26 protein-coding genes are annotated in these 24,987 nt (G+C 62.2%); 12 read left to right on the forward strand and 14 right to left on the reverse strand.

The genetic code is table 11. The features are described from left to right. The 9 genes from trbK-alt to EY713_RS10780 form a co-directional block, all read right to left on the reverse strand. Complete coding sequence (gene trbK-alt, locus EY713_RS10740) at positions 1-387, reverse strand: putative entry exclusion protein TrbK-alt (protein ID WP_131114774.1); 387 nt, start codon at positions 385-387, stop codon at positions 1-3. 10 nt (positions 388-397) lie between these two features. Continuing rightward, entirely contained in the window at positions 398-1,156 is a 759-nt protein-coding gene (gene trbJ, locus EY713_RS10745; RefSeq protein WP_131114775.1) for a P-type conjugative transfer protein TrbJ, read from the reverse strand. Continuing rightward, complete coding sequence (gene trbE / locus EY713_RS10750; RefSeq protein WP_131119565.1) at positions 1,153-3,591, reverse strand: conjugal transfer protein TrbE; 2,439 nt, start codon at positions 3,589-3,591, stop codon at positions 1,153-1,155. The genes trbJ and trbE overlap by 4 nt, the downstream gene beginning before the upstream one ends. A gap of 10 nt (positions 3,592-3,601) precedes the next feature. Continuing rightward, a complete protein-coding gene (locus tag EY713_RS10755) occupies positions 3,602-3,898 on the reverse strand; it encodes a VirB3 family type IV secretion system protein (RefSeq protein WP_245572969.1) in 297 nt (98 codons plus the stop codon). Further along, positions 3,898-4,230 (reverse strand): TrbC/VirB2 family type IV secretion system protein, encoded by a 333-nt coding sequence (locus EY713_RS10760; protein ID WP_131114776.1) that lies wholly within the window; start codon positions 4,228-4,230, stop codon positions 3,898-3,900. The genes EY713_RS10755 and EY713_RS10760 overlap by 1 nt, the downstream gene beginning before the upstream one ends. Continuing rightward, the gene (gene trbB / locus EY713_RS10765; RefSeq protein WP_131114777.1) at positions 4,227-5,255 is read right to left on the reverse strand and encodes a P-type conjugative transfer ATPase TrbB; all 1,029 of its coding nucleotides are present in this window, start codon (positions 5,253-5,255) and stop codon (positions 4,227-4,229) included. Before trbB ends, EY713_RS10760 begins: the two co-directional genes overlap by 4 nt. Before the next feature lie 141 nt (positions 5,256-5,396). Then, complete coding sequence (locus EY713_RS10770; RefSeq protein ID WP_131114778.1) at positions 5,397-5,861, reverse strand: ribbon-helix-helix domain-containing protein; 465 nt, start codon at positions 5,859-5,861, stop codon at positions 5,397-5,399. 11 nt (positions 5,862-5,872) lie between these two features. Then, positions 5,873-7,867, reverse strand: a complete 1,995-nt coding sequence (locus tag EY713_RS10775) for a conjugal transfer protein TraG (RefSeq protein WP_131114779.1) — start codon at positions 7,865-7,867, stop codon at positions 5,873-5,875. Between the two features lie 117 nt (positions 7,868-7,984). Further along, entirely contained in the window at positions 7,985-8,284 is a 300-nt protein-coding gene (locus EY713_RS10780) for a DNA -binding domain-containing protein (protein WP_131114780.1), read from the reverse strand. Positions 8,285-8,491: 207 nt separating this feature from the next. Here EY713_RS10780 and EY713_RS10785 point away from each other — a divergent pair, with 207 nt between their 5' ends. Further along, a complete protein-coding gene (locus tag EY713_RS10785) occupies positions 8,492-8,704 on the forward strand; it encodes a helix-turn-helix domain-containing protein (protein ID WP_131114781.1) in 213 nt (70 codons plus the stop codon). Here EY713_RS10785 and EY713_RS10790 read toward each other — a convergent pair. Continuing rightward, entirely contained in the window at positions 8,696-9,451 is a 756-nt protein-coding gene (locus EY713_RS10790; protein ID WP_131114782.1) for a LysR family substrate-binding domain-containing protein, read from the reverse strand. The genes EY713_RS10785 and EY713_RS10790 overlap by 9 nt on opposite strands. Positions 9,452-9,515: 64 nt before the next feature. On the opposite strand from EY713_RS10790, the gene EY713_RS10795 reads away from it, so the two are divergent. From EY713_RS10795 to EY713_RS10810, 4 genes are all read left to right on the forward strand, one after another. Next, positions 9,516-10,696 (forward strand): IS3 family transposase gene (locus tag EY713_RS10795; protein ID WP_131113083.1). Its coding sequence is split into 2 segments (ribosomal slippage): positions 9,516-9,777 and positions 9,777-10,696, totalling 1,182 coding nucleotides; the frame shifts between segments, so codons are not numbered across the junction. A 974-nt stretch (positions 10,697-11,670) separates the two neighbouring features. After that, entirely contained in the window at positions 11,671-11,943 is a 273-nt protein-coding gene (locus tag EY713_RS10800) for a type II toxin-antitoxin system TacA family antitoxin (RefSeq protein ID WP_425374357.1), read from the forward strand. Further along, positions 11,931-12,461, forward strand: a complete 531-nt coding sequence (locus tag EY713_RS10805) for a GNAT family N-acetyltransferase (protein WP_131114783.1) — start codon at positions 11,931-11,933, stop codon at positions 12,459-12,461. The genes EY713_RS10800 and EY713_RS10805 overlap by 13 nt, the downstream gene beginning before the upstream one ends. A 17-nt stretch (positions 12,462-12,478) precedes the next feature. Further along, complete coding sequence (locus tag EY713_RS10810) at positions 12,479-13,444, forward strand: hypothetical protein (protein ID WP_131114784.1); 966 nt, start codon at positions 12,479-12,481, stop codon at positions 13,442-13,444. A 242-nt stretch (positions 13,445-13,686) separates the two neighbouring features. Here EY713_RS10810 and EY713_RS10815 read toward each other — a convergent pair whose 3' ends face one another. From EY713_RS10815 to EY713_RS10825, 3 genes are all read right to left on the reverse strand, one after another. Further along, positions 13,687-14,103 (reverse strand): hypothetical protein, encoded by a 417-nt coding sequence (locus EY713_RS10815; protein WP_131114785.1) that lies wholly within the window; start codon positions 14,101-14,103, stop codon positions 13,687-13,689. Positions 14,104-14,249: 146 nt separating this feature from the next. Beyond that, on the reverse strand, positions 14,250-16,295 hold the full coding sequence (locus tag EY713_RS10820) for a ParB/RepB/Spo0J family partition protein (RefSeq protein ID WP_131114786.1): 2,046 nt from the start codon (positions 16,293-16,295) through the stop codon (positions 14,250-14,252). A gap of 347 nt (positions 16,296-16,642) precedes the next feature. Continuing rightward, positions 16,643-17,823, reverse strand: a protein-coding gene (locus tag EY713_RS10825; protein ID WP_131113674.1) for an IS3 family transposase whose coding sequence is annotated in 2 segments (ribosomal slippage) — positions 16,643-17,562 and positions 17,562-17,823 — 1,182 coding nt in all. Because the reading frame shifts where the segments join, the coding sequence is not laid out codon by codon here. A gap of 122 nt (positions 17,824-17,945) precedes the next feature. Here EY713_RS10825 and EY713_RS10830 point away from each other — a divergent pair. From EY713_RS10830 to EY713_RS22730, 6 genes are all read left to right on the forward strand, one after another. Beyond that, complete coding sequence (locus tag EY713_RS10830) at positions 17,946-19,976, forward strand: nSTAND3 domain-containing NTPase (RefSeq protein ID WP_131114787.1); 2,031 nt, start codon at positions 17,946-17,948, stop codon at positions 19,974-19,976. Further along, the gene (locus EY713_RS10835) at positions 19,973-20,317 is read left to right on the forward strand and encodes a hypothetical protein (protein WP_131114788.1); all 345 of its coding nucleotides are present in this window, start codon (positions 19,973-19,975) and stop codon (positions 20,315-20,317) included. The genes EY713_RS10830 and EY713_RS10835 overlap by 4 nt, the downstream gene beginning before the upstream one ends. A 465-nt stretch (positions 20,318-20,782) precedes the next feature. Continuing rightward, entirely contained in the window at positions 20,783-21,718 is a 936-nt protein-coding gene (locus EY713_RS10840; RefSeq protein WP_177525404.1) for a hypothetical protein, read from the forward strand. A 276-nt stretch (positions 21,719-21,994) separates the two neighbouring features. Continuing rightward, positions 21,995-22,654, forward strand: coding sequence for a hypothetical protein (locus tag EY713_RS10845; RefSeq protein WP_131114789.1), 660 nt, complete (start codon positions 21,995-21,997; stop codon positions 22,652-22,654). 335 nt (positions 22,655-22,989) lie between these two features. Further along, entirely contained in the window at positions 22,990-23,325 is a 336-nt protein-coding gene (locus EY713_RS10850) for a DUF3768 domain-containing protein (RefSeq protein WP_131114790.1), read from the forward strand. Between the two features lie 85 nt (positions 23,326-23,410). Next, positions 23,411-23,836 carry a hypothetical protein gene (locus tag EY713_RS22730; RefSeq protein WP_165490972.1) on the forward strand — a complete coding sequence of 142 codons (426 nt, stop codon included), beginning with the start codon at positions 23,411-23,413 and terminating at the stop codon, positions 23,834-23,836. Here EY713_RS22730 and EY713_RS10855 read toward each other — a convergent pair. Then, positions 23,742-24,014, reverse strand: coding sequence for a helix-turn-helix domain-containing protein (locus tag EY713_RS10855; RefSeq protein ID WP_131114791.1), 273 nt, complete (start codon positions 24,012-24,014; stop codon positions 23,742-23,744). The genes EY713_RS22730 and EY713_RS10855 overlap by 95 nt on opposite strands. 189 nt (positions 24,015-24,203) lie before the next feature. On the opposite strand from EY713_RS10855, the gene EY713_RS10860 reads away from it, so the two are divergent. Beyond that, complete coding sequence (locus tag EY713_RS10860) at positions 24,204-24,983, forward strand: DUF805 domain-containing protein (RefSeq protein ID WP_245573001.1); 780 nt, start codon at positions 24,204-24,206, stop codon at positions 24,981-24,983. The last annotated feature ends 4 nt before the right edge of the window (positions 24,984-24,987 follow it).

The raw sequence follows: 24,987 nt of genomic DNA on the forward strand, positions 1-24,987 counted from the left end.
TCAGTGGCTCCCATTCTGCAATGGGGTGCCTTGGGCAGGTTCAGGCTGGACCGCGGGCGTTCCCTGATCGGCAGGAGCCGGTCCGTTCGGGAATAGCGTCGTGGGTGTCGCCGTCTCAGGAGATACAGACGGAGCCGGTTCGCGAAGGAAGCGACGGCGGTTGTCGGCCCATGCCCTCAGGCAGGCCGGATCGCGTGGCCCGGCTTCGCCAAGTCCGCTGCACCGCGCCAGTTCCGCGTCCAGCGGATATCGCTCCGTGACTGTGCGTGCCTGCGTCGCAACGCTGTTCTGCCGGTCGTCATGGCGGTTCATCTCGATCGCTGTTGCGGTGATCGCCACCGCGACAAAGATGACGGCGCCGATGCGCGCGAGGGTCTTGCCGTCCATCACGCCGCCCTCAGTTTCCGTAGAACATCTGGGCGTTGCCGGCCTGATAGCCGGTCCCCGGCGTCAGGAAGCGGCGACGTTGCTCGCGGCCCTGTTCGGCGGCGGCGGCTTGTTCGGCTGATTGCAGCGCCTGCGCCCGCCCGTTGGCGGCGACGACGGCGGTGAGATCGGCGAGTTGCTGCGCCTGAAGGGCGAGAAGCTGGTTGCCGGCCTGCGTCGCCTGAAGCGCCCCGGTCGCCGACTGGCTCGATCCGACCAGTGCCGACATCTGCGCACGGTTGGTGTCGATATTGCCGACGACGCCGGCCTGCACCTTCATCGCGTCCTGAAGGCCAGAAACCGAGTTCTGCCAGCGGGATTTGGCGTCTGCGATCAGCGATGCGCTGGAAGCCGTGGTCGAGGCTGCGCCATAGGTGGTCTGGAAGGCCCGGTCGATCTGCTGAACGTCATAGGCGATGTTCTGCGCCTGTTGCAGAAGCGCTTGCGTTTTCTGGACCGACTGCTGAAGTTGTTGAAGCGAGGAATATGGCAGGCTGGCGAGATTGCGGGCCTGATTGATCAGCATCGTCGCCTCGTTCTGCAGCGAGGTGATCTGGTTGGTCACCTGTTGGAGCGAGCGCGCCGCCGTCAGCACGTTTTGCACATAGTTGGTGGGGTCATAGACGATCCACTGCGCGGCGGCGGGCGTCGTGGCGATCGGCGATAGCGCCAGCGGTACGGACAGGATGGTCGCGGCGAATAGCGCCACGCGCGAACGACGAACGGTCATGAGGGTGTCTCCAGGTTGGTGAGGTTGGGAATGAGATCGGCGGCCCAGCCGAGACCGCGATGGCGCAGCCAGGGGCCAAGGAAACCGTCGCGGCTATGCTCGGCGACGATGCGGGCGATCTCGGCCTGATCGGTTTTTGAGGATGCGGCGCAGAGCGCCAGCGCCACGTCCGACAGGCCCAGTTCGAACAGCCGGTTGCCGCGCCGCGACTGGCAGTAATAGTCGCGCTTCGGCATGGCCCGCGCGAGGATCTCGATCTGGCGGTCGTTGAGGCCGAAGCGCCGATAAATGGCCGTGATCTGCGGCTCGATCGCCCGCTCGTTCGGGAGCAGAAGCCGGGTCTGGCAGCTTTCGATGATGGCCGGCGCGATTGAACTGCCGTCAATGTCCGACAACGACTGCGTGGCGAAGATGACGGATGCGTTCTTCTTGCGCAGCGTCTTCAGCCATTCGCGGAGCTGGCCGGCGAACCCTTCGTCGTCCAGCGCAAGCCAGCCTTCGTCGATGATAATGAGTGTCGGCTCACCATTGAGCCGGTCTTCAATGCGATGGAACAGGTAGGATAGGACGGCGGGCGCGGCATCCGTGCCGATCAGGCCCTCGGTCTCGAACGCCTGGACCGTGGCCGATCCAAGATATTCACGCTCGGCATCGAGTAACCGGCCGTAGGGTCCGCCGACGCAATAGGGTCGCAGCGCCTGCTTGAGGTCGTTGGATTGAAGCAGGACCGCAAGGCCGGTGATCGTCCGTTCTTCGACCGGCGCGGTGCTAAGCGATGTCAGCGCCGTCCAGATATACTCTTTCACGTCAGGCGTAATGGGAACGCCTTCGCGTATCAGGATAGCGACGATCCAGTCGGCGGCCCATGCCCGCTCGGGCACGTCATCGACGCGGGCGAGCGGCTGAAGGGACACGCTATCGACCGCCCCTTCCGAAAGATTGCCGCCGAGGTCATGCCAGTCGCCGCCCATGGCGAGGGCGGCGGCGCGGATCGAGCCGCCGAAGTCGAAGGCGAACACCTGCGCGCCCGTATAGCGCCGGAACTGCAAGGCCATCAGCGCCAGCAGCACGGATTTGCCCGCACCTGTCGGACCGACGATCAGCGTATGGCCAACATCGCCGACGTGAACGGATAACCGGAACGGGGTCGAGCCTTCGGTCTTGCCGAAGAGCAGTGGGGGCGCTGCAAAATGCTCGTCCCATTCCGGCCCCGCCCATACCGCCGACAGCGGGATCATGTGGGCGAGGTTCAATGTGGAAATCGGCGGCTGGCGGACGTTGGCGTAGACATGTCCCGGCAACGAGCCGAGCCAGGCGTCCACCGCGTTAATCGTCTCGGCCATCGCGGTGAAGTCGCGGCCCTGGATGACCTTCTCGACCAGCCGCAACTTCTCGGCGGCAAGACGCGGATCGGCATCCCACACCGTCACCGTCGCGGTGACGTAGGCCATGCCGGCATAGTCCGCGCCGAGTTCCTGCAAAGCCATGTCGGCGTCGGCCGCCTTGTTCGACGCATCGGTGTCCACGAGGACGGATGCCTCGTTGGTCATCACCTCCTTGAGGATGGCGGCGATCGATTTGCGCTTGGCGAACCATTGCCGGCGGATCTTCGTCAGCAGCCTGGTCGCGTCCGTCTTGTCGAGCAGGATCGCGCGCGTGCTCCATCGATACGGAAAGGCCAGCCGGTTGAGTTCGTCGAGCAGGCCCGGTGTGGTCGCGGTCGGAAACCCGACGATCGTGAGCACCCGCAGATGCTGGTCACCCAATATCGGCTCCAGGCCGCCGGTCAGCGGCTGGTCGGCCAGCAGCGCGTCGAGATAGACCGGCGTTTCAGGCACGCGGACGCGGTGGCGTTTGGTGGAGACGCAGCCATGCAGATAGGTCAGCGTCTCGGCGTCATCGAGCCAGACGCATTCGGGCATGAAGCCTTCGACCAGTTGCAGCACGCGGTCGGTGCGATCGGCAAAGCCGGTCAGCAGTTCGCGCGCATCGACGCCGGAACGCTCTCGGCCCTCATACAGCCAGGTCTCGGCACGGGCCGCGTCTTCGGCGGGCGGCAACCAGGTGAAGGTCAGGAAGTAGTCGGACTCGTAATGGGAGCCGGCTTCTTCGAAATCGGCTTTGCGCTCGGCATCGACCAGAGCCGATGCCGCATCGGGAAAGCGGCTGGCAGGATAGGTGCCGGCGGCGTGGCGCTGTGCCTCCACGAAGATTGCCCAGCCCGATCCCAATCGACGGAAGGCGTTGTTGAGGCGGCCAGCGACCGCAACCAGTTCGGCGGGCACAGCGGAATCCAGATCGGGACCACGAAACCGCGCCGTCCTCTGAAAACTGCCGTCCTTGTTGAGGACCACACTTTCACCGACCAAGGCCACCCAGGGCAGGAAGTCGGCAAGGCGGGTGTTGCGATTGCGATACTCAGTGAGGTTCATCATGACCGCCCCCTCAAACCGACAGGTGGCCGGGGATGCGCAGATGGCGGCGCACCACATCGACGAACATCGGATCGCGCTTGGCCGCCCACATCGCCGCGACATGGCCGATGGCCCAGATGACCGCGCCGACCAGCCAGAGGCGTAGGCCTAGGCCGAGCGCGGCGGCCAGCGTGCCGTTAAGGATGGCAAGCCCACGCGGCGCGCCGCCGAGCAGGATGTGCTCGGTCAGCGCCCGGTGGACCGGCACGGCGTAACCCGGCACGGCATGGTCCGGCATCGAGCCAGCGATCTCGGCCGCATTTACCATCAGACCAATGCCCCGCCGCCGAACGAGAAGAACGACAGGAAGAAGCTCGATGCGGCAAACGCGATCGACAGGCCGAAGACGATCTGGATCAGACGGCGGAAGCCGCCGGATGTGTCACCGAAGGCCAGCGCCAGCCCGGTCGATATGATGACGATGACGGCGATAATCTTGGCGACGGGGCCTTCGATCGACTGGAGGATCGATTGCAGCGGCGCTTCCCATGGCATCGACGAACCGGAGGCATAAGCGGCGGGGGCGGTCATCATGGTGATGACGGCAATGGACGCCGTCATGGTCAGGCGGCGGCGAACAAGACGAAGGGAACGGATCATGCGTGATCTCCTTGCGGGCTGGGGTTGAGGACAGTCGGAATGTTGTCGCCCCCGGACATCGAGATGTTGCCGGCGGGCACGACGCGGTAATCGCCATCAGGACCGAGGCCCTCGACACGGGCGAGTTCGACAAGGCGGCGCTGCGATCCGCGACCGGCGAGCACGGCGACGAGATCGATGGTCTCGGCGATCAGCGCGCGCGGCACGGTGACGACGGCCTCCTGGATGAGTTGCTCCATACGGCGCAGCGCGCCGATCGAGGAGCCGGCGTGGATGGTGCCGATGCCGCCGGGATGGCCGGTGCCCCAGGCTTTCAAGAGATCGAGCGCTTCCGGGCCGCGCACCTCACCGATCGGAATGCGATCGGGGCGCAGACGGAGCGACGAGCGGACCAGATCGGAGAGCGAGGCGACGCCATCCTTGGTGCGCATGGAAACGAGGTTCGGCGCGGCGCATTGCAACTCGCGCGTATCCTCAATAATGACGACGCGATCAGCGGTCTTCGCCACTTCGGCCAGTAGCGCGTTGGTGAGCGTGGTCTTGCCGGTCGAGGTGCCGCCGGCGACGAGGATGTTGGCGCGGGATGCGACGGCCGAACGTAACGCTTCGGCCTGGCCTGCCGCCATGATCCCGGCGGCGACATAATCATCGAGCGTGAACACAGCGACAGCCGGCTTGCGGATGGCGAAGGCGGGCGCGGACACGACCGGGGGTAACAGGCCCTCGAACCGTTCGCCCGTCTCGGGCAGTTCAGCCGAGACACGCGGCGCGCCCGAATGGACCTCGACACCGACATGGTGTGCGACCAGCCGCACGATGCGTTCGCCATCGGCCGGTGATAGCCGCTCGCCCGTGTCGGACAGTCCTTCTGACAGCCGGTCGATCCACAGCCGCCCGTCCGGGTTCAGCATTACTTCGACGACGGAAGCGTCTTCCAGAAACCGGGCAATGGCCGGGCCGAGCGCGGTGCGCAGCATCCGCGCGCCCCGTGCCAGACCTTCCGAATTGTGATGCGATGCCGCCATATGATCCCCGTTCCGTGTGGGGATGAACAGACGCTCTCCCGACGGGGATGATTAAAAGAGCCGGAAATTAGGCCTGTTCAACAAGTATCTAACATTGGGCGGCCTTAGAGAAGAAAAGGCGGAAATCGGCGGGATTGAATTCTAGACGTCATCCCCGTTAGACTTCGAGCGGCTGATATCAGGAACGATGCCGCGTCCCGAATCTATGTCGCGCGACAGATCCTTCAGGAACCGATCGCCTGTTGCCAGCTTCCGGCCAAGCGATTGCAGAAACCCGTCGAAGCGGTCTGCGCCCTTCGCCCGCGCCGAAGACTGGGCGCTATCTGGCAGCGGCGGCGTGACCGTCAGCCAGAAGCGGATGAACAGCGACATGGTCTCGCCGAGGATGGCGAGATCCTCGTCCAATCCCTCGACCTGACGACCGAGTTTGTCCATGCGACGTGCGAAGACGGCCTCCAGCCGTTCGGACGCATCGGCCGAGAGGAAGGACGCGACCGCCGCCTCGATGACGGCGGATTTTGAGAGGTTGCGGCGGAGCGCCAGAGCCTCGACCTTCTTCAACAGAGCCGGCTCGAAATAGACGTTCATGCGTGTTTTCGTCTGCATGGCGGCGTCTCCTAAAGTTCAATGCCATCGGCGAGGTCCATGGTCGCCTGCCGAGCGTTGGACGTGACCTGCTGGCGCATGGTGCGGGCCTTGGCGGCGTCCACATCCGGTTCGTCGTCGAGCACGTCGAACTCATGCGTGGCCGGGCGTTGTTCCAGCACGACCTCCTCATGCTCGGGCAGTTCAGGCTCGCGGCGGATGCCGGCATTGGTCGGATCGACCTCGGTGATGGCCGGTGGCGTGGGCGCAGGCGATGCGGCTGCCGTGACAATCGTCAGCGCCGACCAGTCGTCAGCGGATGACGCCTTCGGCGCTCTGCCGTTGGCGGAAAGGTTTGGCGGCGGGAGCAATCGCTCCTTGAACCGGGCGTCCTCGTAATACCGTGCCTTCCTTGCCCGGATAGGCGGGACGCCCGCAACCAGCAGCAGTTCGTCGGCGGGTGGCAGTTGCATCACCTCGCCGGGGGTGAGCAGCGGACGCGCTGTCTCCTGGCGCGAGACCATGAGGTGGCCGAGCCAGGGAGACAGCCGGTGGCCTGCATAGTTGGTGGAATCACGCATCTCCGTCGCGGTACCGAGCGAATCCGACACCCGCTTGGCGGTGCGCTCGTCATTGGTGGCGAACGCGACGCGGACATGGCAGTTGTCGAGCACCGAATTGTTGGCGCCATAGGCCTTCTCGATCTGGTTGAGCGACTGTGCGATCAGAAAACTCTTGATGCCGTAGCCGGCCATGAAGGCGAGCGCGGACTCGAAGAAGTCGAGCCGGCCCAGCGCTGGAAACTCGTCGAGCATCAACAGCAGCCGGTGACGGTTGCCCGACGCCTTCAGTTCCTCTGTCAGCCGCCGCCCGACCTGGTTGAGGATCAGGCGGATCAGCGGTTTGGTGCGGGCGATGTCGGAAGGCGGCACCACAAGGTAGAGGCTGACCGGACGCTTGCCGGAAACCAGATCCGCGATGCGCCAGTCGCAGCGTGCTGTTACCTTCGCCACGACAGGATCGCGGTAAAGGCCGAGGAATGACATGGCGGTCGAGAGTACGCCCGATCGCTCGTTGTCGGATTTGTTCAGCAGTTCGCGCGCCGACGAGGCGATGACGGGATGGACGCCGGCGTCGCCCAGATGCGGCGTGGACATCATCGCGCGCAACGTCGCTTCCATGGGCCGCTTCGGATCGGAGAGAAAGTTGGCGACGCCCGCCAGCGTCTTATCGGCTTCGGCATAGAGGACGTGCAGGATCACACCGACCAGCAGCGAATGGCTGGTCTTTTCCCAATGGTTCCGCTTGTCGAGCGCCCCTTCGGGATCGACCAGGATGTCGGCGATGTTCTGAACGTCGCGGACTTCCCAATCGCCGCGCCGGACCTCCAGCAACGGATTATAGGCCGACGACTTCGCATCGGTCGGATCGAACAGCAGAACGCGGCCATGCCTTGCGCGAAACCCAGCCGTCAGACCCCAGTTCTCTCCCTTGATGTCGTGAACGATGACACTGCCCGGCCAGGTCAACAGCGTCGGCACGACGAGTCCGACGCCCTTGCCTGAACGGGTCGGCGCAAAACACAGGACATGCTCCGGTCCGTCATGCCGCAGATAGTCGCGATCGAGCCGCCCAAGCACCACGCCGTCCGGGCCGAGCAGTCCGGCGGCCTTCACCTCCTCGGGTGACGCCCAGCGCGCCGAACCATAGGTGGCGACATTTTTGGCTTCGCGCGCTCGCCAGACCGACAGGCCGATGGCAACAGCAATGGCGAGGAAGCCGCCGGACGCGGCGATGTAGGCGCCTTCGATAAGGATCGTCGGCGCATAGGCGTCATAGGCGTACCACCACCAGAAGAAGGCCGGTGGCAGATAGAACGGGAAACCGGCCACGCTGAACCATGGCGTTCCGAGCTGGGCCTGAAAGCCAAGCCGCCATGCCGTCCATTCGGTCGCTCCCCAGGTTGTCGCCAGTACGATGGCGAAAACGATGGTGACTTGTCCCCACAGGACGCGACTTCCCGACATAAAGACTCCAATCGGCAAAAGAGATGCAGCCGATCAGAGAATAGGCGGTTTCGCGACAAGCAACAGGAAAGCGTGACGAGCGTGCTGCCGGATACCATGGCGTAGAAATCGGACGGGTCAGCGCCCCATGTTGAGGGCCTCTTCGACGGCCTGTTCCAATATCCGCCGGTAGCCGATCTTCGTCATCCACTGCGCGCGGCCGAGATGACTTTCCCAGCACGCCTTGGTCCGGTCTTGATCCGCCAGTGGATCACGATGCAGCACGATCCGCGCCACCTCCGTCCAGTCGGCACCGTCCGTCTCGGCGTCCAGCAGGCGCAGATAGGTGACGAAATGCGCCTCGTCATAGAGGGTCACGTCCGGCTCCATGGGGGCCAGGTCATTGACATCGGGATCGAGTTCGCGTCTGACGCGCATTTGCGGCCTCCTTCCGGCACCGCGGCTCGGACTGATGATTACCTCACGTTTGCTTCTGTTGTGAGACGGTTGATGTCTGGCGACTCAGTTCCGCCAAGCATCGTGACGCCGCCAATAGTCGAAGCGATGCCATGAATATCACATGTCGCGACGAATCGGAACTATCGTTCCTGGAACGATCATTCCTGTTCAGGCTCCGCTCTCGCCATGGATCTCAAGGAGATCATGGCGATCAATCTGCGTCGGATACGTCATGACAAGCAACTGACGCAGGAGGAGTTGGCCGACAGCGCTGGTCTGAGCGCGCGCTATATCGGGGCGATCGAGCGCGCCGATGTATCCGCGAGCGTCACCGTCCTCGGCCAGATCGCGGAAGCGCTGGGTGTCGAACCGCGCGAGCTTGTGACGAAATCAGGTTGAGCGCCCCATCTCGGTCGCGAGGCTGAGCAAGTTCTTGAGCGCTTGGCTGCGATTGTGCGGAGACCACACGGCGCGGAATTTGGCCTGTTCCGGCTCGTCGGCGATCGGGCGGAACACTACCCCGGGAAACGGGAAGTGCGCAGTGGCTTCGCTGGTTAGCGTTATGCCGTCGCCTGCCGCGACCATGTGCATGAGCGTGTCGCGGCCAACGTCAAGGCGATTAACATGCGGCGACCGTTCCCGTTCGACAACGCGGCGCACGACATGCTCAAATACCTGTGGGCCCGAGCCACCATGCCGGACGATGAAAACTTCCGGCGCAAGGTCTGCCCATGCCACGGACGGACACGATGCCAAGGGGTGATCCGCTGGTAGAGCGATGACGAGCCCTTCACTCCATAATTCACGGGAATGGCAATCCGGTGCTTCCACCGGGCCCACGACAAACGCGACGTCGAGCTTGCCGTCCCGAACCAAGGCGATCGTTTCGGACGACTTCCCCTCTAGGAGGGTCTGTTCGATTTTCGGATAGGCGGCACGGTATTGGTATCGCAGATCGGCAAGAAACCCGAAGGCGATGGACGTATGCAGCCCAATAGCAAGCCGCCCTTCTGTACCATTGGAAATAGCACCCGCGGTTTGCACCGCGTGATCGAGATGTTCGATCCCCATTGTAATTTCGTCGACGAATACACGGCCAGCCTCAGTCAATCGAACACCGCGATGCCGCCTCTCGAATAGAAGCATGTGATCGTCCCCCCTTGAAGTGGTCCATCCCGATGTATGGCTTTCGAGCCTGGAGGATGGATCGATGGGAAGACGACCGAAGCCTGAAGAGATCGTGAGCAAGCTGCGTCAGGTCGACGTGTTGGTCTCACAGGGGAAGACCGTTGCGGACTCGGTTCGCTCGATCGGGGTGAACGAGGTCACCTACTACCGGTGGCGGAAGGAGTTCGGCGGCTTGAAGCTTGACCAGGTCAAGCGCCTGAAGGAGCTGGAGACGGAGAACATGCGGCTTCGCAAGGCGATCGCCGACCTCACGCTCGACAAGCTGATTCTGAAGGAGGCGGCCTCGGGAAACTTCTGAGCCCCGCGCGCCGGCGCGTCTGCATCGAGCATGTGCGACAGCATTTGCCTGTCTCCGAGCGCCGCGTCTGTGCGGCGCTCGGTCAGCACCGCTCGACGCAGCGCAAGGCGCCGCGGGGCTTTGACGACGAAGAGGCGTTGACGGGCGACATCATCGAGCTGGCGCGGCAGTACGGCCGCTACGGCTATCGCAAGATCGCGGCGTTGCTGCGCGATGCCGGGTGGCTGGTAAACGACAAGCGGGTCGAGCGCATCTGGCGATGCGAAGGGCTGAAGGTGCCGGCCAAGCAGCCGAAGAAGGGACGTCTCTGGCTCAACGACGGCTCCTGCATTCGCCTCCGGCCCGAGCACCGCGATCACGTCTGGTCGTACGACTTTGTCGAGGATCGCACGCATGACGGCCGCAAGTTCAGGACCCTCAATGTCGTCGACGAGTTCACCCGGGAGTGCCTGGCCATCCGGGTCGCGCGCAAGCTCAACTCGACCGACGTCATTGACGTTCTGTCCGACCTGTTCATCCTGCGCGGCGTGCCTGGTCACATCCGTTCGGACAACGGCCCCGAGTTCATCGCCCAGGCTGTGCAAGACTGGATCACGGCGGTTGGAGCAAAGACCGCCTATATTGCCCCAGGCAGCCCGTGGGAGAACGGCTACGTCGAGTCGTTCAACGCTCGCTTCCGAGACGAGCTGCTCGACGGAGAGATCTTCTACTCGCTCAAGGAAGCTCAGGTCATCATCGAAAGCTGGAGAAGGCATTACAATACTGTGCGCCCGCACGGATCAATCGGCTACAAGCCCCCGGCGCCGGAGGTCTTCGTGCCCGCCTTCGCCGCATGGCCGGCTGCGAAACCCCGACCATCTCCGCCGGCCATGCTCAGGGTGGCGCCCAGGCCGACCATGAACTAACAATCAACCCGGACCACCCGATGGGGGCCGATCACGCGCCGGTGAAGCCAGCCGAGCCGTTTTCGTTCTTGGTGAAGGTGCCGATGGTCGCCATTGCCGTGTTCCTTTTCGCATCCGGCCGCGCCTATCGCGACCTCGATGGTGGTCGTGCGACCGGGGACGATCGGCCCCGCACCAGTCAGGGCTGGAACGAAGTGGAAGGCGGACGGCGACGGCTTTTTTGCTTCGCGATGCAAAGCCGCAGGCGGCGGGAAAAAGCTGGCGACGGGCGTTGCGGGAAGACGAGCGAGGCGGAGCCGGTCTTCGGTCAGACCCAATCCATTCGAGGACGCTGTGGCGTGGCTGTCAGGGAAATCCGAGGAACACGACACTGGTGGCGGTCGGCCTCCGCGCCGGACATGAGAACGGTAGCAAACCTCCGGCCGCGTCAACTTACCCTGGCCTTCGACGGCAAGGGCCTTCCACCGTCCACCGTCCACGGGCAGACACGGGGGGCTTCCCGATCTTCGCCTTCTTCGCAGGGCCGGCGTCGGCGGGCCGAAGACGATCCCCCGCCGGTGCAATGTGACCGTTCTCGCCAACTGGCGATCCAAGATTCCCAGCGCGCAACCCGGCTGAAGGTGTCGATGCCGAGACTGGAGAGACCATCGTCAAGGTCCTGCCGCTGTCACTGTGAACAGACAAAGCCACGGTCTCGCTCACCCGAGCGGGGCTTCATTAGCGGAAGGGCCACCAACCGCCGCTCTTTGCGTTAGCGATTGAAGCCGAATGGCGGAAACGCGCCTTTGGCGGGGTTCCGGCGCAGCCGAGAGCGCGGCCCGGAGGGCAACGCCTTCCCCTTTTCAGACTCACCTCTACCCACGGGCCGTATTGACAATGTGGATACGTTTCGCCATATTACGCCCATGACAAAGGCTCGCGCATCCTCTCCGGAACATATGCGTCCTGCGACCGTAGCGGTTGCGGAGCGTCCTTTGTCGGCCGAAACCAAGGGCAGCATCAATCTGCGCATCGAGTCGCATACGCGCCGGCTCATCGACGATGCGGCGGCCATCCTGGGCAAGACGCGCACCGAGTTCATGATCGATAGCGCTCGCTCGCTGGCGATCGACGTGCTGCTGGATCAGCGCCTGTTCGTGCTCGACTCCGAGCGGTACGACGCCTTCATCCACGCGCTCGACAATCCCCTAGCACCCGGACCCAAGCTGCGCGCGCTGTTGCGTCGAGTTCCGGCATGGGAAACGTAACGCCTGATCCCGAGCGTCCGCAAACGAAGCTCTCAGCCCCGGTTCCTTTAACGACGAACCATGACCTGACGGACTTTGATTGCGGCGAGCCGGTCCTGAACGACTGGCTGAAGCATCGGGCGCTGAAGAACGAAAGCCGGTTCTCCCGCACCTATGTCGTCTGTGACGGCAATGCGGTGGTCGCCTATTTCTGTATCGCCGCCGGATCGGTGGAACGGGCGGCCGCACCGGGCAAGGTCCGGCGCAATGCGCCTGACGTCATTCCCGTTTCGGTGATCGGGCGTCTGGCGGTGAGCCGCACCTATGCCGGTCGCGGCCTTGGCGCGGACATCCTGTCGGACGCCCTGCGCCGTATTGCCGTCGCGTCCCAGAGCATCGGGATTGGGGCGGTACTGGTGCAGGCCAAGGATGACAGTGCGAAGCGCTTCTACATGGCCTGTGCCGAATTCACCGAATATCCGGCGGATAGCCGAACGCTGTTTATGCCCATTGAAACCGTGATCGCGGCCTTTAGCTAGATTTGGAGAAAGCCGCGATGGGTGAAGCCAGGCGAAAGAAAGAACAACGTAAAGAAGCGGCTTGGCCGGACACCGACAGCTATCGTGGCGTGATCGACCTCCATGTCTTGCCATCGGTCGCCGCGATCAACGGCGCGCGTATTCGCGCGCTGACAGGCGATAGCCAGATACCCGACACCACCGAAATCTCGCTTCGAGCGTTCAGGGCTGTCGTCGGGGAGCGGACATTTCATGTCGGGTTCTGTCTCGGCAATGAAACGGGGTTCAGTGCGATTGGCATCGCGGTCATCGAGCGGCTGATGATGGAAGCGCCGGGCGCGGCGCTTCATGTCGTGCCCGTTGTTCATGGCGAGATCGCGTGGGACATCGTGCTCCGGCATCTGCGGAGTTTCAGCGGACAAGTCCTGTTGTTCGCGTTCCCGGATTCCGACATCTATGACGCCGGCACAGCCGATGTCTCCTACTCGACGCAAGTACGGCAGTTCGGACCGGATGGCGTTCAGTGGGATCGTCCCACGGCGGCGCAGCGGCGTAAGATACGAGAGCAGAAGGCGGCGATCCTCAACCGTCCGCCGCCGCCGATTTTCTACGCGGCATCGAGCGTCGCGCAGGAGGATTCGCCGTGGATCTTCCGTATCGCCACACCTGCCGGAAAAGTGATCCGCACCGCCGTCTGGGATGGTCGGCGCAACTATGCTCATGAGTTCCCGGCGGACATCACGCGCTGGGTCGGCGGCAATAAAATCGCCATCGTGCAGGTCGATAGCCCCGTCGGGGTCAACCGGCGATCGTCACTCGATCTGACCCATTACCTCGCCAGGGATTTCGATGGGGTCATCCACTGGGCGCGCGATACGGAGACTTTCCAGTCGATCCTCAAATCGTTCGTCCGCCTCGATCTCGATTCGGTCAGCCCGCCAGACCTTCCCGAAGGTTGGGAGCCGGACATCACGATCCTCGCGGCGAACGGGAGCAACCCGTGAAGAAGGGCGAGTGTGAAACCGCGATACGGCACCTGTGTCATCAATGGCGCAAGTAAAACGGACTGGAAGGTCTGCCGCCCGATCAACTGAGCTTCTCGACCTTTCTGTCATGGGTCCGACAGAACTATTCATCCTATCTCGATTTTCGGACCACCACGTCCGTCTCCTATGATGTCGAAATGTGGTTCGATGACGAGTGCAAACAGAGCTGGCGTCGATAGGCTCTCGTCGTGGCGCTTCGCTTATTCGGCGCGCATAAACGCGCCGCCTATCAGCCGCAACAGCGCCGACATGCCCACAAAACCGCCGCCGATGACGCAGAAAAACTGCCGCCAGACCTCGGAGGGCACGGCCTCGCCTGTTACGCCATGGACAAGTGCGTAGCCCGCGACAGTGGCGGGCGCGGCGAAGACGAGCGCTACGATCAGGCGAAGGATCGGCGAGCGTAGCGAAGCGAAGACAAATACCAACAAGCCATAGGCTGCGGCCCCGGCGACAAGGCCGACAAGGCCCGCGCTGATCAGGCCGGAGCCGGTGCCGTAGGCGAAGCGCGCCGCTTCGACCCCGAGCATGAAGGGGAGCGCATAAACGGCGAGCGTGTAGGCCAGGACGCAAAGTCCCGCGATCAAGGCCACGCTCATCAACATCACGGCGATCATGACGGTTCTCCATAGCGCCGATGACGGTTTCGGTCATCGGACAGTCGAGGTCAGCCGGTCGCGTGGTGAACACCGCGCGACCGGAATTTTGCGGGTGTCAGACGAAAAGGAAGGCCGGGACCGCTGATGCGATCCCGGCCCGATCCTCACTCGGCGGCGATCTGGAAGGCGTCACCATCTTGGCCGTCCAGCCAAGCGGGCCGCACGGTCCGCATGACAGCGGGGAGCCATCCAGTCCCGGCCAGAAGCTGTTCAGCGGCTTCCGCCATCACCGTCTTCTTCAAGCCCGCGATCCGCTCCGCCGCGTCGTTGCTGACGGCTTCGCGCACGGCGGCGAGGATATGCGCCTTGGTGACGCGGCCGAGATAGGTCCGCACGGTGGGCGTCCAATGGGCGGTCATGTCGAGGGCCACCGCCGTCGCCAGCTTGTCGGCCGTGGCATGGGCGTGGGGCTTGCGCTCCCAAGGCTGCTTGACCGCGCTGACGGTGAGCGAGGCGCAATGGGCGAACAGCGCCATGACGCTGGCATGGTCAAGACCGGCGACAAAGCCCCATAGGTCCGCCGCGTCGCGCGGCATATCCGCCGCCCATCCGGCATGACGATCCGCCAGCGCTTTGCCCGCCGCCGTGTCCTCGATACCGTCCGCGTGAGAAGCGAGATAGCTGCTGGTCGGGCGGATTTCGAGGCAGGCGGCGTCCACCCCGCGATAGAAGGTCTGCGCCGCCAGCGCATGGGTGACGGCGATCAATGCCATGTCCTGCTGCTCGCCAAGGGCAAGGCGAAGGCCCAGCGTGAGGTGCGAGGTCAAGTCACGGATGAGAAGGTCCGACAGCGGCTTGCCCGCATCCCCGGCGTCCTCGTCCTCCGTCTCGAGCGCGGAAGCCGGGTTACCGTCCTCGTCCCGCTCGCCATCCTCGATGATCTCGCCATCGCGGTTGACGCGAACGCCATCGATCACGCTTCCGCCTTCACCGTCCGCATCTTCCACGGTTGCAGGCACTTCGTCTTCGGCCCGGATAAAGCCGCGCTCGATGCGAGCTTCTCCATCATGGGAGAGGATTACGAACACACCGCCGCAAGCCATCTCGTCGGCATCATAGGCGTGACGCAAAGCGTCGATGCGCTCGATCTCGGCTTCCAACGTCCCGAACCGCTGATCCACGTCCTCAGGCAGTTCGTCGGCGCTGTCATACTGCTCGGTCAGGGCGTCATATTCTGCCTGCGCAGCGGTATAGGCTGCCTCGTCTTCCTCCGACAATTCCACCGGATGCGGATAGGTGCGGCGCAGGCCGTTGCCGTGTGGATAGTCAATGTAAACACCCGCCCACTTCCAGCCTTCCCTGGCCTTCACGCTCTCCGCGATCCCGTCCAGCTTCTCGATGACAAGCCGGTCCAGCAACGCGGCATCTTCATAGAAACCACCGCGATCCTCGGTGAACAGGTCACGCAGGATGACGCCGCCCGCTTCGGTATAGGCTTCCGCGCCGACGAAGACCGCCCGCCGATCCGTCGCCGGGATGTGCATACGGGTCAGGTCGCGGCGAATGGTCGAGGCGTCCTTGTTCCACGACAGGTTCTCGTAAACCTGCTCCTGCCGGGCCGGATCGTCCACGATGGCGAAGGCCATCAACTGCTCCAAGGTCAGACCGCCATCACGATAGACCTGCATCAGCTTGGGGCTGACAGCGCCGAGACGCATCCGCTGGCGCACGACATGGGCGCTCACGCCGAACCGGGCCGCGATTTCCTCCGCACCCCATCCGCGCGTTTCCGCAAGCTCGCGAAAGCGCTCGAACTGATCGGCGGGCAAGAGGTCTTCGCGGGTGACGTTCTCGTCCAGACTGATTTCTCTGGCGTCGTTCACGGTGTCGATGACACAGCGGATCGGCTCGGTCTTCTTGATCTGCTTGCGTTTCACGCGCAGCAACTGCGCCAGCCTGCGGCCTTCACCGATGCTGACGAGATAGAAGCCGGTCGCGGCTCCCTCGGCGTCAAACTCCGGCTCCACCACGAGGTTCTGCAGGATGCCCTTGGCGTGGATGCTCGCGGCCTTCGCTTCGATAGACGCCTCGCTATGCGGGGTCTTCCGGGCGTTGTCGGGATGCTTCTTGAGCTTGTTGAGCGGGATGAACAGCACCGCGCCGTTCTCGGCGGCGGACACGGCGGTGGTTTCGATGGCAATGGTCGTCATGGTCTTTGCTCCTCATGGGCTTGGGTTGAAGCGCAGCGCTGCGCTGCAACCCTGCCCGTCGGCGAGACCGGGGGGTGCAAGGGCCAGGGCGGCCGGGGTGGAGGGGGATCACCCGGCCTGCACAAGCGGATTTCCATGATTACGGATGTGGCGAAAATCGTATCCGCGCGGAAGGTCGGGGAGACCACCCCGGACGGCGCGGCTTGCCGCGCTTCACCCTGGCCCGCGCCAGGGGGCGGCGCCCCCAAGCAACCTGCCCGGCGTGAGCGCCAGCGGGAGCCGGGCATAAAAACCGGGTCAGGGTGCGAGGCCTTGATCGGCCCCCATCGGGTGGTCCGGGTTGATTGTTAGTTCATGGTCGGCCTGGGCGCCACCCTGAGCATGGCCGGCGGAGATGGTCGGGGTTTCGCAGCCGGCCATGCGGCGAAGGCGGGCACGAAGACCTCCGGCGCCGGGGGCTTGTAGCCGATTGATCCGTGCGGGCGCACAGTATTGTAATGCCTTCTCCAGCTTTCGATGATGACCTGAGCTTCCTTGAGCGAGTAGAAGATCTCTCCGTCGAGCAGCTCGTCTCGGAAGCGAGCGTTGAACGACTCGACGTAGCCGTTCTCCCACGGGCTGCCTGGGGCAATATAGGCGGTCTTTGCTCCAACCGCCGTGATCCAGTCTTGCACAGCCTGGGCGATGAACTCGGGGCCGTTGTCCGAACGGATGTGACCAGGCACGCCGCGCAGGATGAACAGGTCGGACAGAACGTCAATGACGTCGGTCGAGTTGAGCTTGCGCGCGACCCGGATGGCCAGGCACTCCCGGGTGAACTCGTCGACGACATTGAGGGTCCTGAACTTGCGGCCGTCATGCGTGCGATCCTCGACAAAGTCGTACGACCAGACGTGATCGCGGTGCTCGGGCCGGAGGCGAATGCAGGAGCCGTCGTTGAGCCAGAGACGTCCCTTCTTCGGCTGCTTGGCCGGCACCTTCAGCCCTTCGCATCGCCAGATGCGCTCGACCCGCTTGTCGTTTACCAGCCACCCGGCATCGCGCAGCAACGCCGCGATCTTGCGATAGCCGTAGCGGCCGTACTGCCGCGCCAGCTCGATGATGTCGCCCGTCAACGCCTCTTCGTCGTCAAAGCCCCGCGGCGCCTTGCGCTGCGTCGAGCGGTGCTGACCGAGCGCCGCACAGACGCGGCGCTCGGAGACAGGCAAATGCTGTCGCACATGCTCGATGCAGACGCGCCGGCGCGCGGGGCTCAGAAGTTTCCCGAGGCCGCCTCCTTCAGAATCAGCTTGTCGAGCGTGAGGTCGGCGATCGCCTTGCGAAGCCGCATGTTCTCCGTCTCCAGCTCCTTCAGGCGCTTGACCTGGTCAAGCTTCAAGCCGCCGAACTCCTTCCGCCACCGGTAGTAGGTGACCTCGGTCACCCCGATCGAGCGAACCGAGTCCGCAACGGTCTTCCCCTGTGAGACCAACACGTCGACCTGACGCAGCTTGCTCACGATCTCTTCAGGCTTCGGTCGTCTTCCCATCGATCCATCCTCCAGGCTCGAAAGCCATACATCGGGATGGACCACTTCAAGGGGGGACGATCAGTCAATCTGGCTCAAGCGAGCCGACATCGGCTGAAAGACGGGCGCGTCTCTCTGGCTCAATGACGCAAGAATTTAGGCTGGATGGCCATCCGGTCGGCTATGCCGGGCGCGCAACAATAGAGGTGTCTTTGGATATTAATAATGAGGAAGCGAAGCGAGTATCTGGTCTTCCAAGAGTAGACATCTCACCTTCGCCATCAGCGCAAGGGCCATTAATCAATTACGCTCTTCATACTTTAGGCTGGAAATCGTTCCAAGACCTGTGCGTAGCAATCGCTCAGGAAGTTCTCAACCGGTCAGTTGAGACATTTCTGCCCTCAAAGGATGGCGGTCGCGATGGTGCATTTCTAGGCCGTTGGTCCAACGGAGATTCAGCCGGCCGCTCGACGATCCAATGCAAATTCACGAGCAAGCCGGACGCACCATTAAGCCTGAGTGCAGTGAAGGGTGAATTGACCAAGGCGGGAAAGCTCGCAGCCAGAGGCTTGGCGGACGACTACATCCTTCTCACAAACCACGGCATATCGGGTGTACAGGCGGACGCAATCGCTGCGGCATTCGAAACCGTGGGCGTCAAAAAATGTATAATTCTAGGGCGTGACTGGATAGCACAGCAAATTCGGGAATCGTCACGGCTACGGGTGATGGTGCCGAGGGTTTATGGATTGGGAGATCTTTCCCAAATCCTCGATGAGCGGGCCTACGCGCAATCTCGCGCCGTCCTGGGCGCGCTTGGGGACGATCTGGCATGTTTTGTTGTCACAGATGCGCATCGCCAGAGCGTGGACGCCCTACTCGATCATAATTTTGTCTTGCTGCTTGGGGACCCAGCCTCCGGCAAATCGACCATCGCCGCGAGCCTCGCTTTGGGGGCGCTTGATCACTGGCGCGCGCCGACGATCCGCGTGACCAGTCCAGAAGACATTATGCGGCATTGGAATCCCGACGATCCCAAGCAGTTCTTCTGGATAGATGATGCCTTCGGCGCCACTCAGTACCAACGCCATATTGCCGATGCCTGGAATCGGCAGATGCCGCTGATGGCCGCCGCGTTGCGCAAGGGCGCCCGCTTTCTACTGACATCCCGCACCTATATCTGGCGATCAGCCCATCGCGATCTCAAGACCGGCGCGTTTCCGCTCTTCGACAAATCGCAGGTGGTCATCAACGTCCAAGGCTTGGCAACCGCCGAGAAGGCGCAAATCCTGTACAATCACATCAAGCGCGGTGATCAGCCGGCTTCGTTCAAGAAGGCCATCAAGCCACACTTGGCGACGCTTGCCGAAGATGCGTCTTTTCTTCCCGAGACCGCTCGTCGTCTCGGTTCGGCATTCTTTACGGAGAAAGTAACGCTCGACGAGGAAGGCTTGCTCGATTTTGCGCGACGGCCGGTCGACTTCCTTAAAGACGTGCTGCGCAATCTTGATCGGAGCGAAGCGGCGGCAGTTGCACTCATTTTCATGCACGGCGGGCAACTCGCGTCGCCGATCGAGAATGACGTTCGTATAGCCCTAATCACGGAACTCCTGGGCGTCACCGCAGCCGAAATCCGGCTCGCGCTCGATTCGCTCCGTGGCAGTCTTGCCCTGCTCGTCGATACGACCGAGGGTCCAAAATGGACGTTCAAGCATCCCACTATCGGCGATGCCTATGCTGCGCTCGTCGCCAATTCACCCGAACTGACCGAAATCTACCTGCGCGGTGCGAAGTTCGAACGGCTGCTTGAAGAGGTCGTGTGTGGCGGGGTCGAGTTACGTGGCGCGAGCGTGCGCGTCGGCCCTTCGCTGTATCCAGCACTTCTCAATCGGTTGCTCATCCATCCCATTGACTACCGCATACGCTATTTTCTCGGACAGCGCTGCGACGCTGTGTTCTTGCGGCTGGTGGTAGACCAAGTGCCGGATGTTCTTAATCTCCGTCCGGGCGCGTTCATGGCGTACTCCTCCGAAAATCGACTATTGGCGAAGCTGCATCAGGCGAAACTTTTACCCGACGAAAAGCGCATTAGCCTCGTAGAGCACATTATCGATACGACCCTCACGGTCCCCGATGGTGGTGTTTCCGCGACGAATCTTTGCGCTCGCTCATGACGGACGCCGAGTTTGAAGATCTCGTGGCACGAGTAAGGGGGGACGTTCTTGATCGAATCGACACCCATGTTTCTGATTGGAAATCGAATTGTGAGAGTAGCGATCCGGATAGTCACTTCGATGAGTTGTCGAGTTTCTTGGGTGGTTTCGAGGATGCGCTTCCGATTGACGACCCTGATCGCGCTAAAATCGACAGTGGGCGAATAGCTATCGGAAAGGCGATTGAGGACCTGAATGAGACCCGCGACCCCGATGTCGAAGATCGAGTGGAAACGCCGGTCGGCCGAGCCGCCAGCGCACGCTCGAACATCCAGTCAATCTTCGACGACGTAGACCGCTAGTGATGCTGCGGGCGGTGTTAGAGTGCTATAGCGTAGACATAGTGCTCATCTTCGTCGGGCGTGGCCCGCCACCTCTCTATGCGCAAACGGCTGATGTTATTCACGATTTGTGAAGTGACGGGGCTAGTCGCCCCACATTATAGCCCACATTCAAAAAGGATGTCGGCGGCCTTAATCGCACGGTGTCGGACGCACATTCGACCCGCATCGACACGGTCGAATTAAGAAGCTGCTGCGCTGAGGGCCACGCTGGACGGTACGGCCAAAACCACGAAAAGATCTGAAATCGTGCCAATTTCACTCCAATTGGGCCATTTGACAGCTCTATTCGGCCATTTGCTAGCGTTGTGGCTCGCCGCTTTTCGCGGCTGATAGCATACGCACGAGCTTTTGGAACATCCTGCTTTCCCAAGCGTCCTCGCCCGAATCGTCGCTCTGTGCGATGTCGCAGCAGACCGGACGTCCTTGGCCGAGATGCGCCGTGACTTTGCCCGATCGGGTCTTACCGAGGCGGTGGCGCGCCATGACACTCCGGCGCTCTTCGATTGGCTAATCCGGATCCTCAGCTTGCAAGGCGTGTCGGATGCCATCGCCTGGCGCTACATGGACCAGCATGGCTCGGTGTCCTTTGCTGATTTGGAGACAACCCTCGCGGCGGCGCCAAGCTGTCCAAAGCTGACAAGCTACTGGCACTTCGACGCCTGCCGTTTCACCAAGCAAACGTTCCTGTGCAGCGAACCAAGCCACATCGAAGCGTGTCCGCTGCCCTATCACGACCTGCGCAATGGCAGGCTCAACCAGACCGCCTATAGCTTGTTTCTATTTCTTCGCGATGTCTGCGGCGGGGATCTGGTCGGTTGGATCGATGAGCGGCTTGCCGCAGCCGATGCGGTTGAGGGCCCCCAGCGCACAGCGCGCTTTCGCCAGGCGCTGTTGGAGCCGCTCGGCTCCATCTACGGCGTATCGTCCAAAGTGTTGTCAATGGCGCTGGCCGACCTGCTGTTGCTCGGCGATTCCATGCGAGAGCGCTGGGTCGCCACCGGGGCCAGCATGATTGCCATCGATACGCTGGTGCACAATTGGCTGCATCGGTCTGGGTGCCTCAGCGAGCTTGATGCCGAACATGCCTATGGTGCGGGTTGTTATGCTTTGGGTGGATGCGCCACCATCATCGAGGCGGCCAGCCAGCACATCGATGCGCGGGTGTATTGTCGCGACGGTCCCGCCACCTATCCGCGACTGGTGCAGAAAGCTATTTGGTTGTTTTGCACCGAAGCCAATCTTGATATCTGCAACGGCAATCGCATCGACGATCGCTTCGCTTGCCGCGATGCCAGTTGCCCGCTCGGCGATGGTTGCGCCAGAAGACCGCTGTTTCCGGCTGCTCGGTTGAATCGGTAATCGAGCAGGTTGTCTCACCCTCGCAAGCTAGGGCGATTAAGCTAGAGGTATTTAGATCATATTAATACTGTAGTCTAGTGGCAATTATATATATGGAAACCGGTTCGAAAGAGGCGCTTTTTTGCTCTATATTGACATATCTACTTGTATTTTGTATGATGATTGAAGTCGACGTCGCCGTGTTTGCTTTCGGTGCGACTATATACATCGCTGCACGCCAGCATCGTCGATTGACCAGGGGCCCCGCGGGGCCCCTCTGCATGTCAGGAGATCATCATGAGTGTCATGGCTGTCCCACCCACCACGCCCGCCCTCGTTATTTTCGGCAAAGACCAGGCCGGCAAACCACATGCGTCCTGGTTTGATCAAGCCAGTGCCGAACTCGCCACCAAAGCCGCCGCGCTGATGAACATGCGGGCTGTACCGGTCGAAAGCGACGCGTTGCGCGAACTCGTCGGTACCCTGCCACGCGGTCGTGTGTTTTCGAGCGGCAAGGCGTTCACGCCTTTCGTCAACGGCAAGCTGTATGGTCGCTTGGTCGAGCTCACGCGCGATCTGCTGGGTCTCAGCGCGGTCGAACCCACCACCGCAACCGATGCATCGGATGAAGCGGCTGAGGATGGTGTCAGCTCGCAGGACGGTATGGCTGGTCAAGCCATCACGCCGGGTGCGGATGGCAAACCCACAAAAGTGTTCGATCCTGCGCCGGGCAAGAAAGGGGCGCCAACAAAGGCAAGCGCTCGTCCCACCCGCATCGAAGAAATCGGGCTGGGCAGCACCGTGTTGGCCACGACGGGTGCGACCGAAGGCTGGTTCGAGGCTGACGTGATCGGCATCAATGGAACGATGTTGACCCTGAAGTGGTGCGACTACAACGAGCCGACCGTCGTGCGTCGCCGGACCGAGTTGGGGTTTCTGCCCGCGCTCCAGGGCTGATCGACCGACCAGAGTTTGGTGTCGAACCACGCTTCGCATCGGCACCAAAGTACCGTTGGTTTGATCGATCGGTCGACCACCAGCAACTGGCCGAACTACGACACACGCTGGCCAGCAGCCATGGTTGGTGTTTTGGCCATGATCGTCAGTTTTGAGTCGTGATGGCCGCTGACGGCCGCCGTGGCTCGATTAAACGCATATCGAACCGGTCGCGTCGGTCATGCTGATCGATCGGTTCGCCATCGCCGCAGCAATAGCTTGCAGCACACCGGCCACATCGCACCGGACAAAGCTCAAGCGAGCATCCCCAATCAACCCAGCATCAGGAGAACACCATGTCGGTCATCGACAAGGCGGAGCGTATTCGTGCGCTCAATGACGAATGCCGGACCTCCAACACGGCTAGAACCCTGGTTTTGACACGCGGCGTCGCCGCTCTCAGTGCCAGCCTGCACCGCCAGATCATTGCTGCGCTGGCGCGGTTCGATCGCTTCGATGCCGACAACGATCCCTACGGCGAGCACGACTTTGGAGCCTTCACGATCGACGACCATCGGCTGTTCTTCAAGATCGACACTTACGATCGGAGTTGCCTGCACCACTCGCCCGACCCGGCCGATCCCGCTGTGACGTGCCGGGTCATCACCCTCATGCTCGCCAACGAATATTGAGGGCCGGCCGATGCGCAAGGCTCGAACGATGTCGACTGGCCAGCCAATCAAGCGGGTGGTTCAGAAACACGACGATGGCTGCGGCATGGCCTGCGTCGCGATGCTGGCCGGGGTTAGCTACTGGGTGGCTTGCGAGACGATCTTCGGCAGTCATCAGAGCGATGCCACCAGCCTCGCCGACGTGCGCTGCGCGCTCATGGACTTTGGTGTTCAAACGCCGGAGCACATGACGCCGTTTTGGGATGCCGATTACACGCAGCTCAGAAACCACGCGCTGCTGGCGCTCGACCCAAGGCCGAACGGCCAATGGCACTGGGCCGTATGGGACGCGATGCGGCGCCGCATCGTTGATCCCCTCAAGACGCCCTCCAAGCAGCCCGTCGTGGTGGGTTTCCTCGAGCTGAGCTGCATTGAGATCAACGGCCCTTGCGGCGACCCGGTGGCAGCGGTGAAGGCTCAAGCGCGACCTCGTCAAACCCAGGCTCCTCACGGACGAGGTCAACGTGACTGACCCCCAGAGCTTGAGCCAACTCATAAAGGGTGATCACCGTGGGATTACGCAAGCCGCGTTCGAGACCGCTCAGGTACTGCTGACTGAACCCGGACCGCGTCTCGACCTCCTCTTGAGTCAGGCTTTTTTCCCGACGCAGACGAGCAAAGTTTCTGCCGACCAATTTCCGCACATCCATGCGCAAACCGTTGGCGGTTCTTGAGCGCTCAGTTTATCAACTTTAATATGTAATTGGAGATCAGAGGCGTCTGCGACGGCCTTTGACTCGCCTATTTCTCAAGGAGATCTCATGGGTGCTTACTTGTCCGCCATGGCGCGGTTCGGTGACTTCGACGGTCGCTCCAGCCGATCCGAGTTTTGGCTTTACATGCTAGTCGCAGCGGTGATCTCAGGCGTGGCCCGCTACGCTCAAACAGCATTGCATCTCAGCATACCCGTCGCGGAGCTCGTCATGCTGGTGCACATCATCCCTAGTACGACCGTGCAAATCCGGCGGCTTCGCGACACCGGCCGGTCTGGCTACTGGTTGTGGCTTGGCCTCACCGTGGTGGGCATCGTCCCGCTACTAGTGTGGTCATGCCAGAAGAGCGTCTCGCCGGGTGATGGCTACAACGAATTTGATCGACTCTTTCCCCTTCGACGCGACGTTACACCGTCTGCGGCTGGCGGGTACCCCAGCGCAAAGATCGCTCAATCCAAGTCCGCTGGAACAAGGCTTGGTATAGGGGCCGTCCTTTTCGTGGTGCTGAGCGGCACCGTGGGGGTCGCCTTGATGGCCGACGAAGACGGCTACCGCATGATGGATCTGCTCGGAGGAGCGTCACTGTGCTCGTCAGCCTCGGTCACAACCCTCGTCACGAAAGTTCTGCGGGATAGCTTCCGACAAGACCCGACGTTTGCCGGGATCGTTGACGCCGACAAAACCGATGTCGTGCTGACGGCGATCCGGACCATGTCGTCGTCAACGACCACCAGCGAATGTGCCGCCAACGCAACCTATAAGTACTGGCTGAAAACCGGCAACGGCACCGCCGAAGCCAAGCAGTTTGACAGCACGTTTAACAAGCCGGGCGGGATCGATATCTCGTATCAGGCTCAGAAAACCGACGATGGCCAGAAGGTGCATGTGAGTGTGCGGATCGAGTAGCACG

It is taken from the genome of Lichenihabitans psoromatis, from assembly GCF_004323635.1.
GTDB classification, from domain to species: domain Bacteria; phylum Pseudomonadota; class Alphaproteobacteria; order Rhizobiales; family Beijerinckiaceae; genus Lichenihabitans; species Lichenihabitans psoromatis.

Bases quoted from the DNA above. Each gene is read 5' to 3' on its own strand.
- EY713_RS10810 (WP_131114784.1), top strand. From the start codon at position 12,479: ATGGGTGAAGCCAGGCGAAAGAAAGAACAACGTAAAGAAGCGGCTTGG.
- EY713_RS10775 (WP_131114779.1), bottom strand. From the start codon at position 7,867: ATGTCGGGAAGTCGCGTCCTGTGGGGACAAGTCACCATCGTTTTCGCC.
- EY713_RS10805 (WP_131114783.1), top strand. From the start codon at position 11,931: ATGGGAAACGTAACGCCTGATCCCGAGCGTCCGCAAACGAAGCTCTCA.
- trbB (WP_131114777.1), bottom strand. From the start codon at position 5,255: ATGGCGGCATCGCATCACAATTCGGAAGGTCTGGCACGGGGCGCGCGG.
- EY713_RS10790 (WP_131114782.1), bottom strand. From the start codon at position 9,451: ATGCTTCTATTCGAGAGGCGGCATCGCGGTGTTCGATTGACTGAGGCT.
- EY713_RS10855 (WP_131114791.1), bottom strand. From the start codon at position 24,014: ATGGATGTGCGGAAATTGGTCGGCAGAAACTTTGCTCGTCTGCGTCGG.
- EY713_RS10820 (WP_131114786.1), bottom strand. From the start codon at position 16,295: ATGACGACCATTGCCATCGAAACCACCGCCGTGTCCGCCGCCGAGAAC.
- EY713_RS10845 (WP_131114789.1), top strand. From the start codon at position 21,995: ATGAGTGTCATGGCTGTCCCACCCACCACGCCCGCCCTCGTTATTTTC.
- EY713_RS10755 (WP_245572969.1), bottom strand. From the start codon at position 3,898: ATGGTAAATGCGGCCGAGATCGCTGGCTCGATGCCGGACCATGCCGTG.
- trbK-alt (WP_131114774.1), bottom strand. From the start codon at position 387: ATGGACGGCAAGACCCTCGCGCGCATCGGCGCCGTCATCTTTGTCGCG.
- EY713_RS10760 (WP_131114776.1), bottom strand. From the start codon at position 4,230: ATGATCCGTTCCCTTCGTCTTGTTCGCCGCCGCCTGACCATGACGGCG.
- EY713_RS10785 (WP_131114781.1), top strand. From the start codon at position 8,492: ATGGATCTCAAGGAGATCATGGCGATCAATCTGCGTCGGATACGTCAT.
- trbJ (WP_131114775.1), bottom strand. From the start codon at position 1,156: ATGACCGTTCGTCGTTCGCGCGTGGCGCTATTCGCCGCGACCATCCTG.
- EY713_RS22730 (WP_165490972.1), top strand. From the start codon at position 23,411: ATGGCCTGCGTCGCGATGCTGGCCGGGGTTAGCTACTGGGTGGCTTGC.
- EY713_RS10835 (WP_131114788.1), top strand. From the start codon at position 19,973: ATGACGGACGCCGAGTTTGAAGATCTCGTGGCACGAGTAAGGGGGGAC.
- EY713_RS10780 (WP_131114780.1), bottom strand. From the start codon at position 8,284: ATGCGCGTCAGACGCGAACTCGATCCCGATGTCAATGACCTGGCCCCC.
- EY713_RS10770 (WP_131114778.1), bottom strand. From the start codon at position 5,861: ATGCAGACGAAAACACGCATGAACGTCTATTTCGAGCCGGCTCTGTTG.
- EY713_RS10860 (WP_245573001.1), top strand. From the start codon at position 24,204: ATGCTAGTCGCAGCGGTGATCTCAGGCGTGGCCCGCTACGCTCAAACA.
- EY713_RS10830 (WP_131114787.1), top strand. From the start codon at position 17,946: ATGACGCAAGAATTTAGGCTGGATGGCCATCCGGTCGGCTATGCCGGG.
- EY713_RS10850 (WP_131114790.1), top strand. From the start codon at position 22,990: ATGTCGGTCATCGACAAGGCGGAGCGTATTCGTGCGCTCAATGACGAA.
- EY713_RS10815 (WP_131114785.1), bottom strand. From the start codon at position 14,103: ATGATCGCCGTGATGTTGATGAGCGTGGCCTTGATCGCGGGACTTTGC.
- trbE (WP_131119565.1), bottom strand. From the start codon at position 3,591: ATGATGAACCTCACTGAGTATCGCAATCGCAACACCCGCCTTGCCGAC.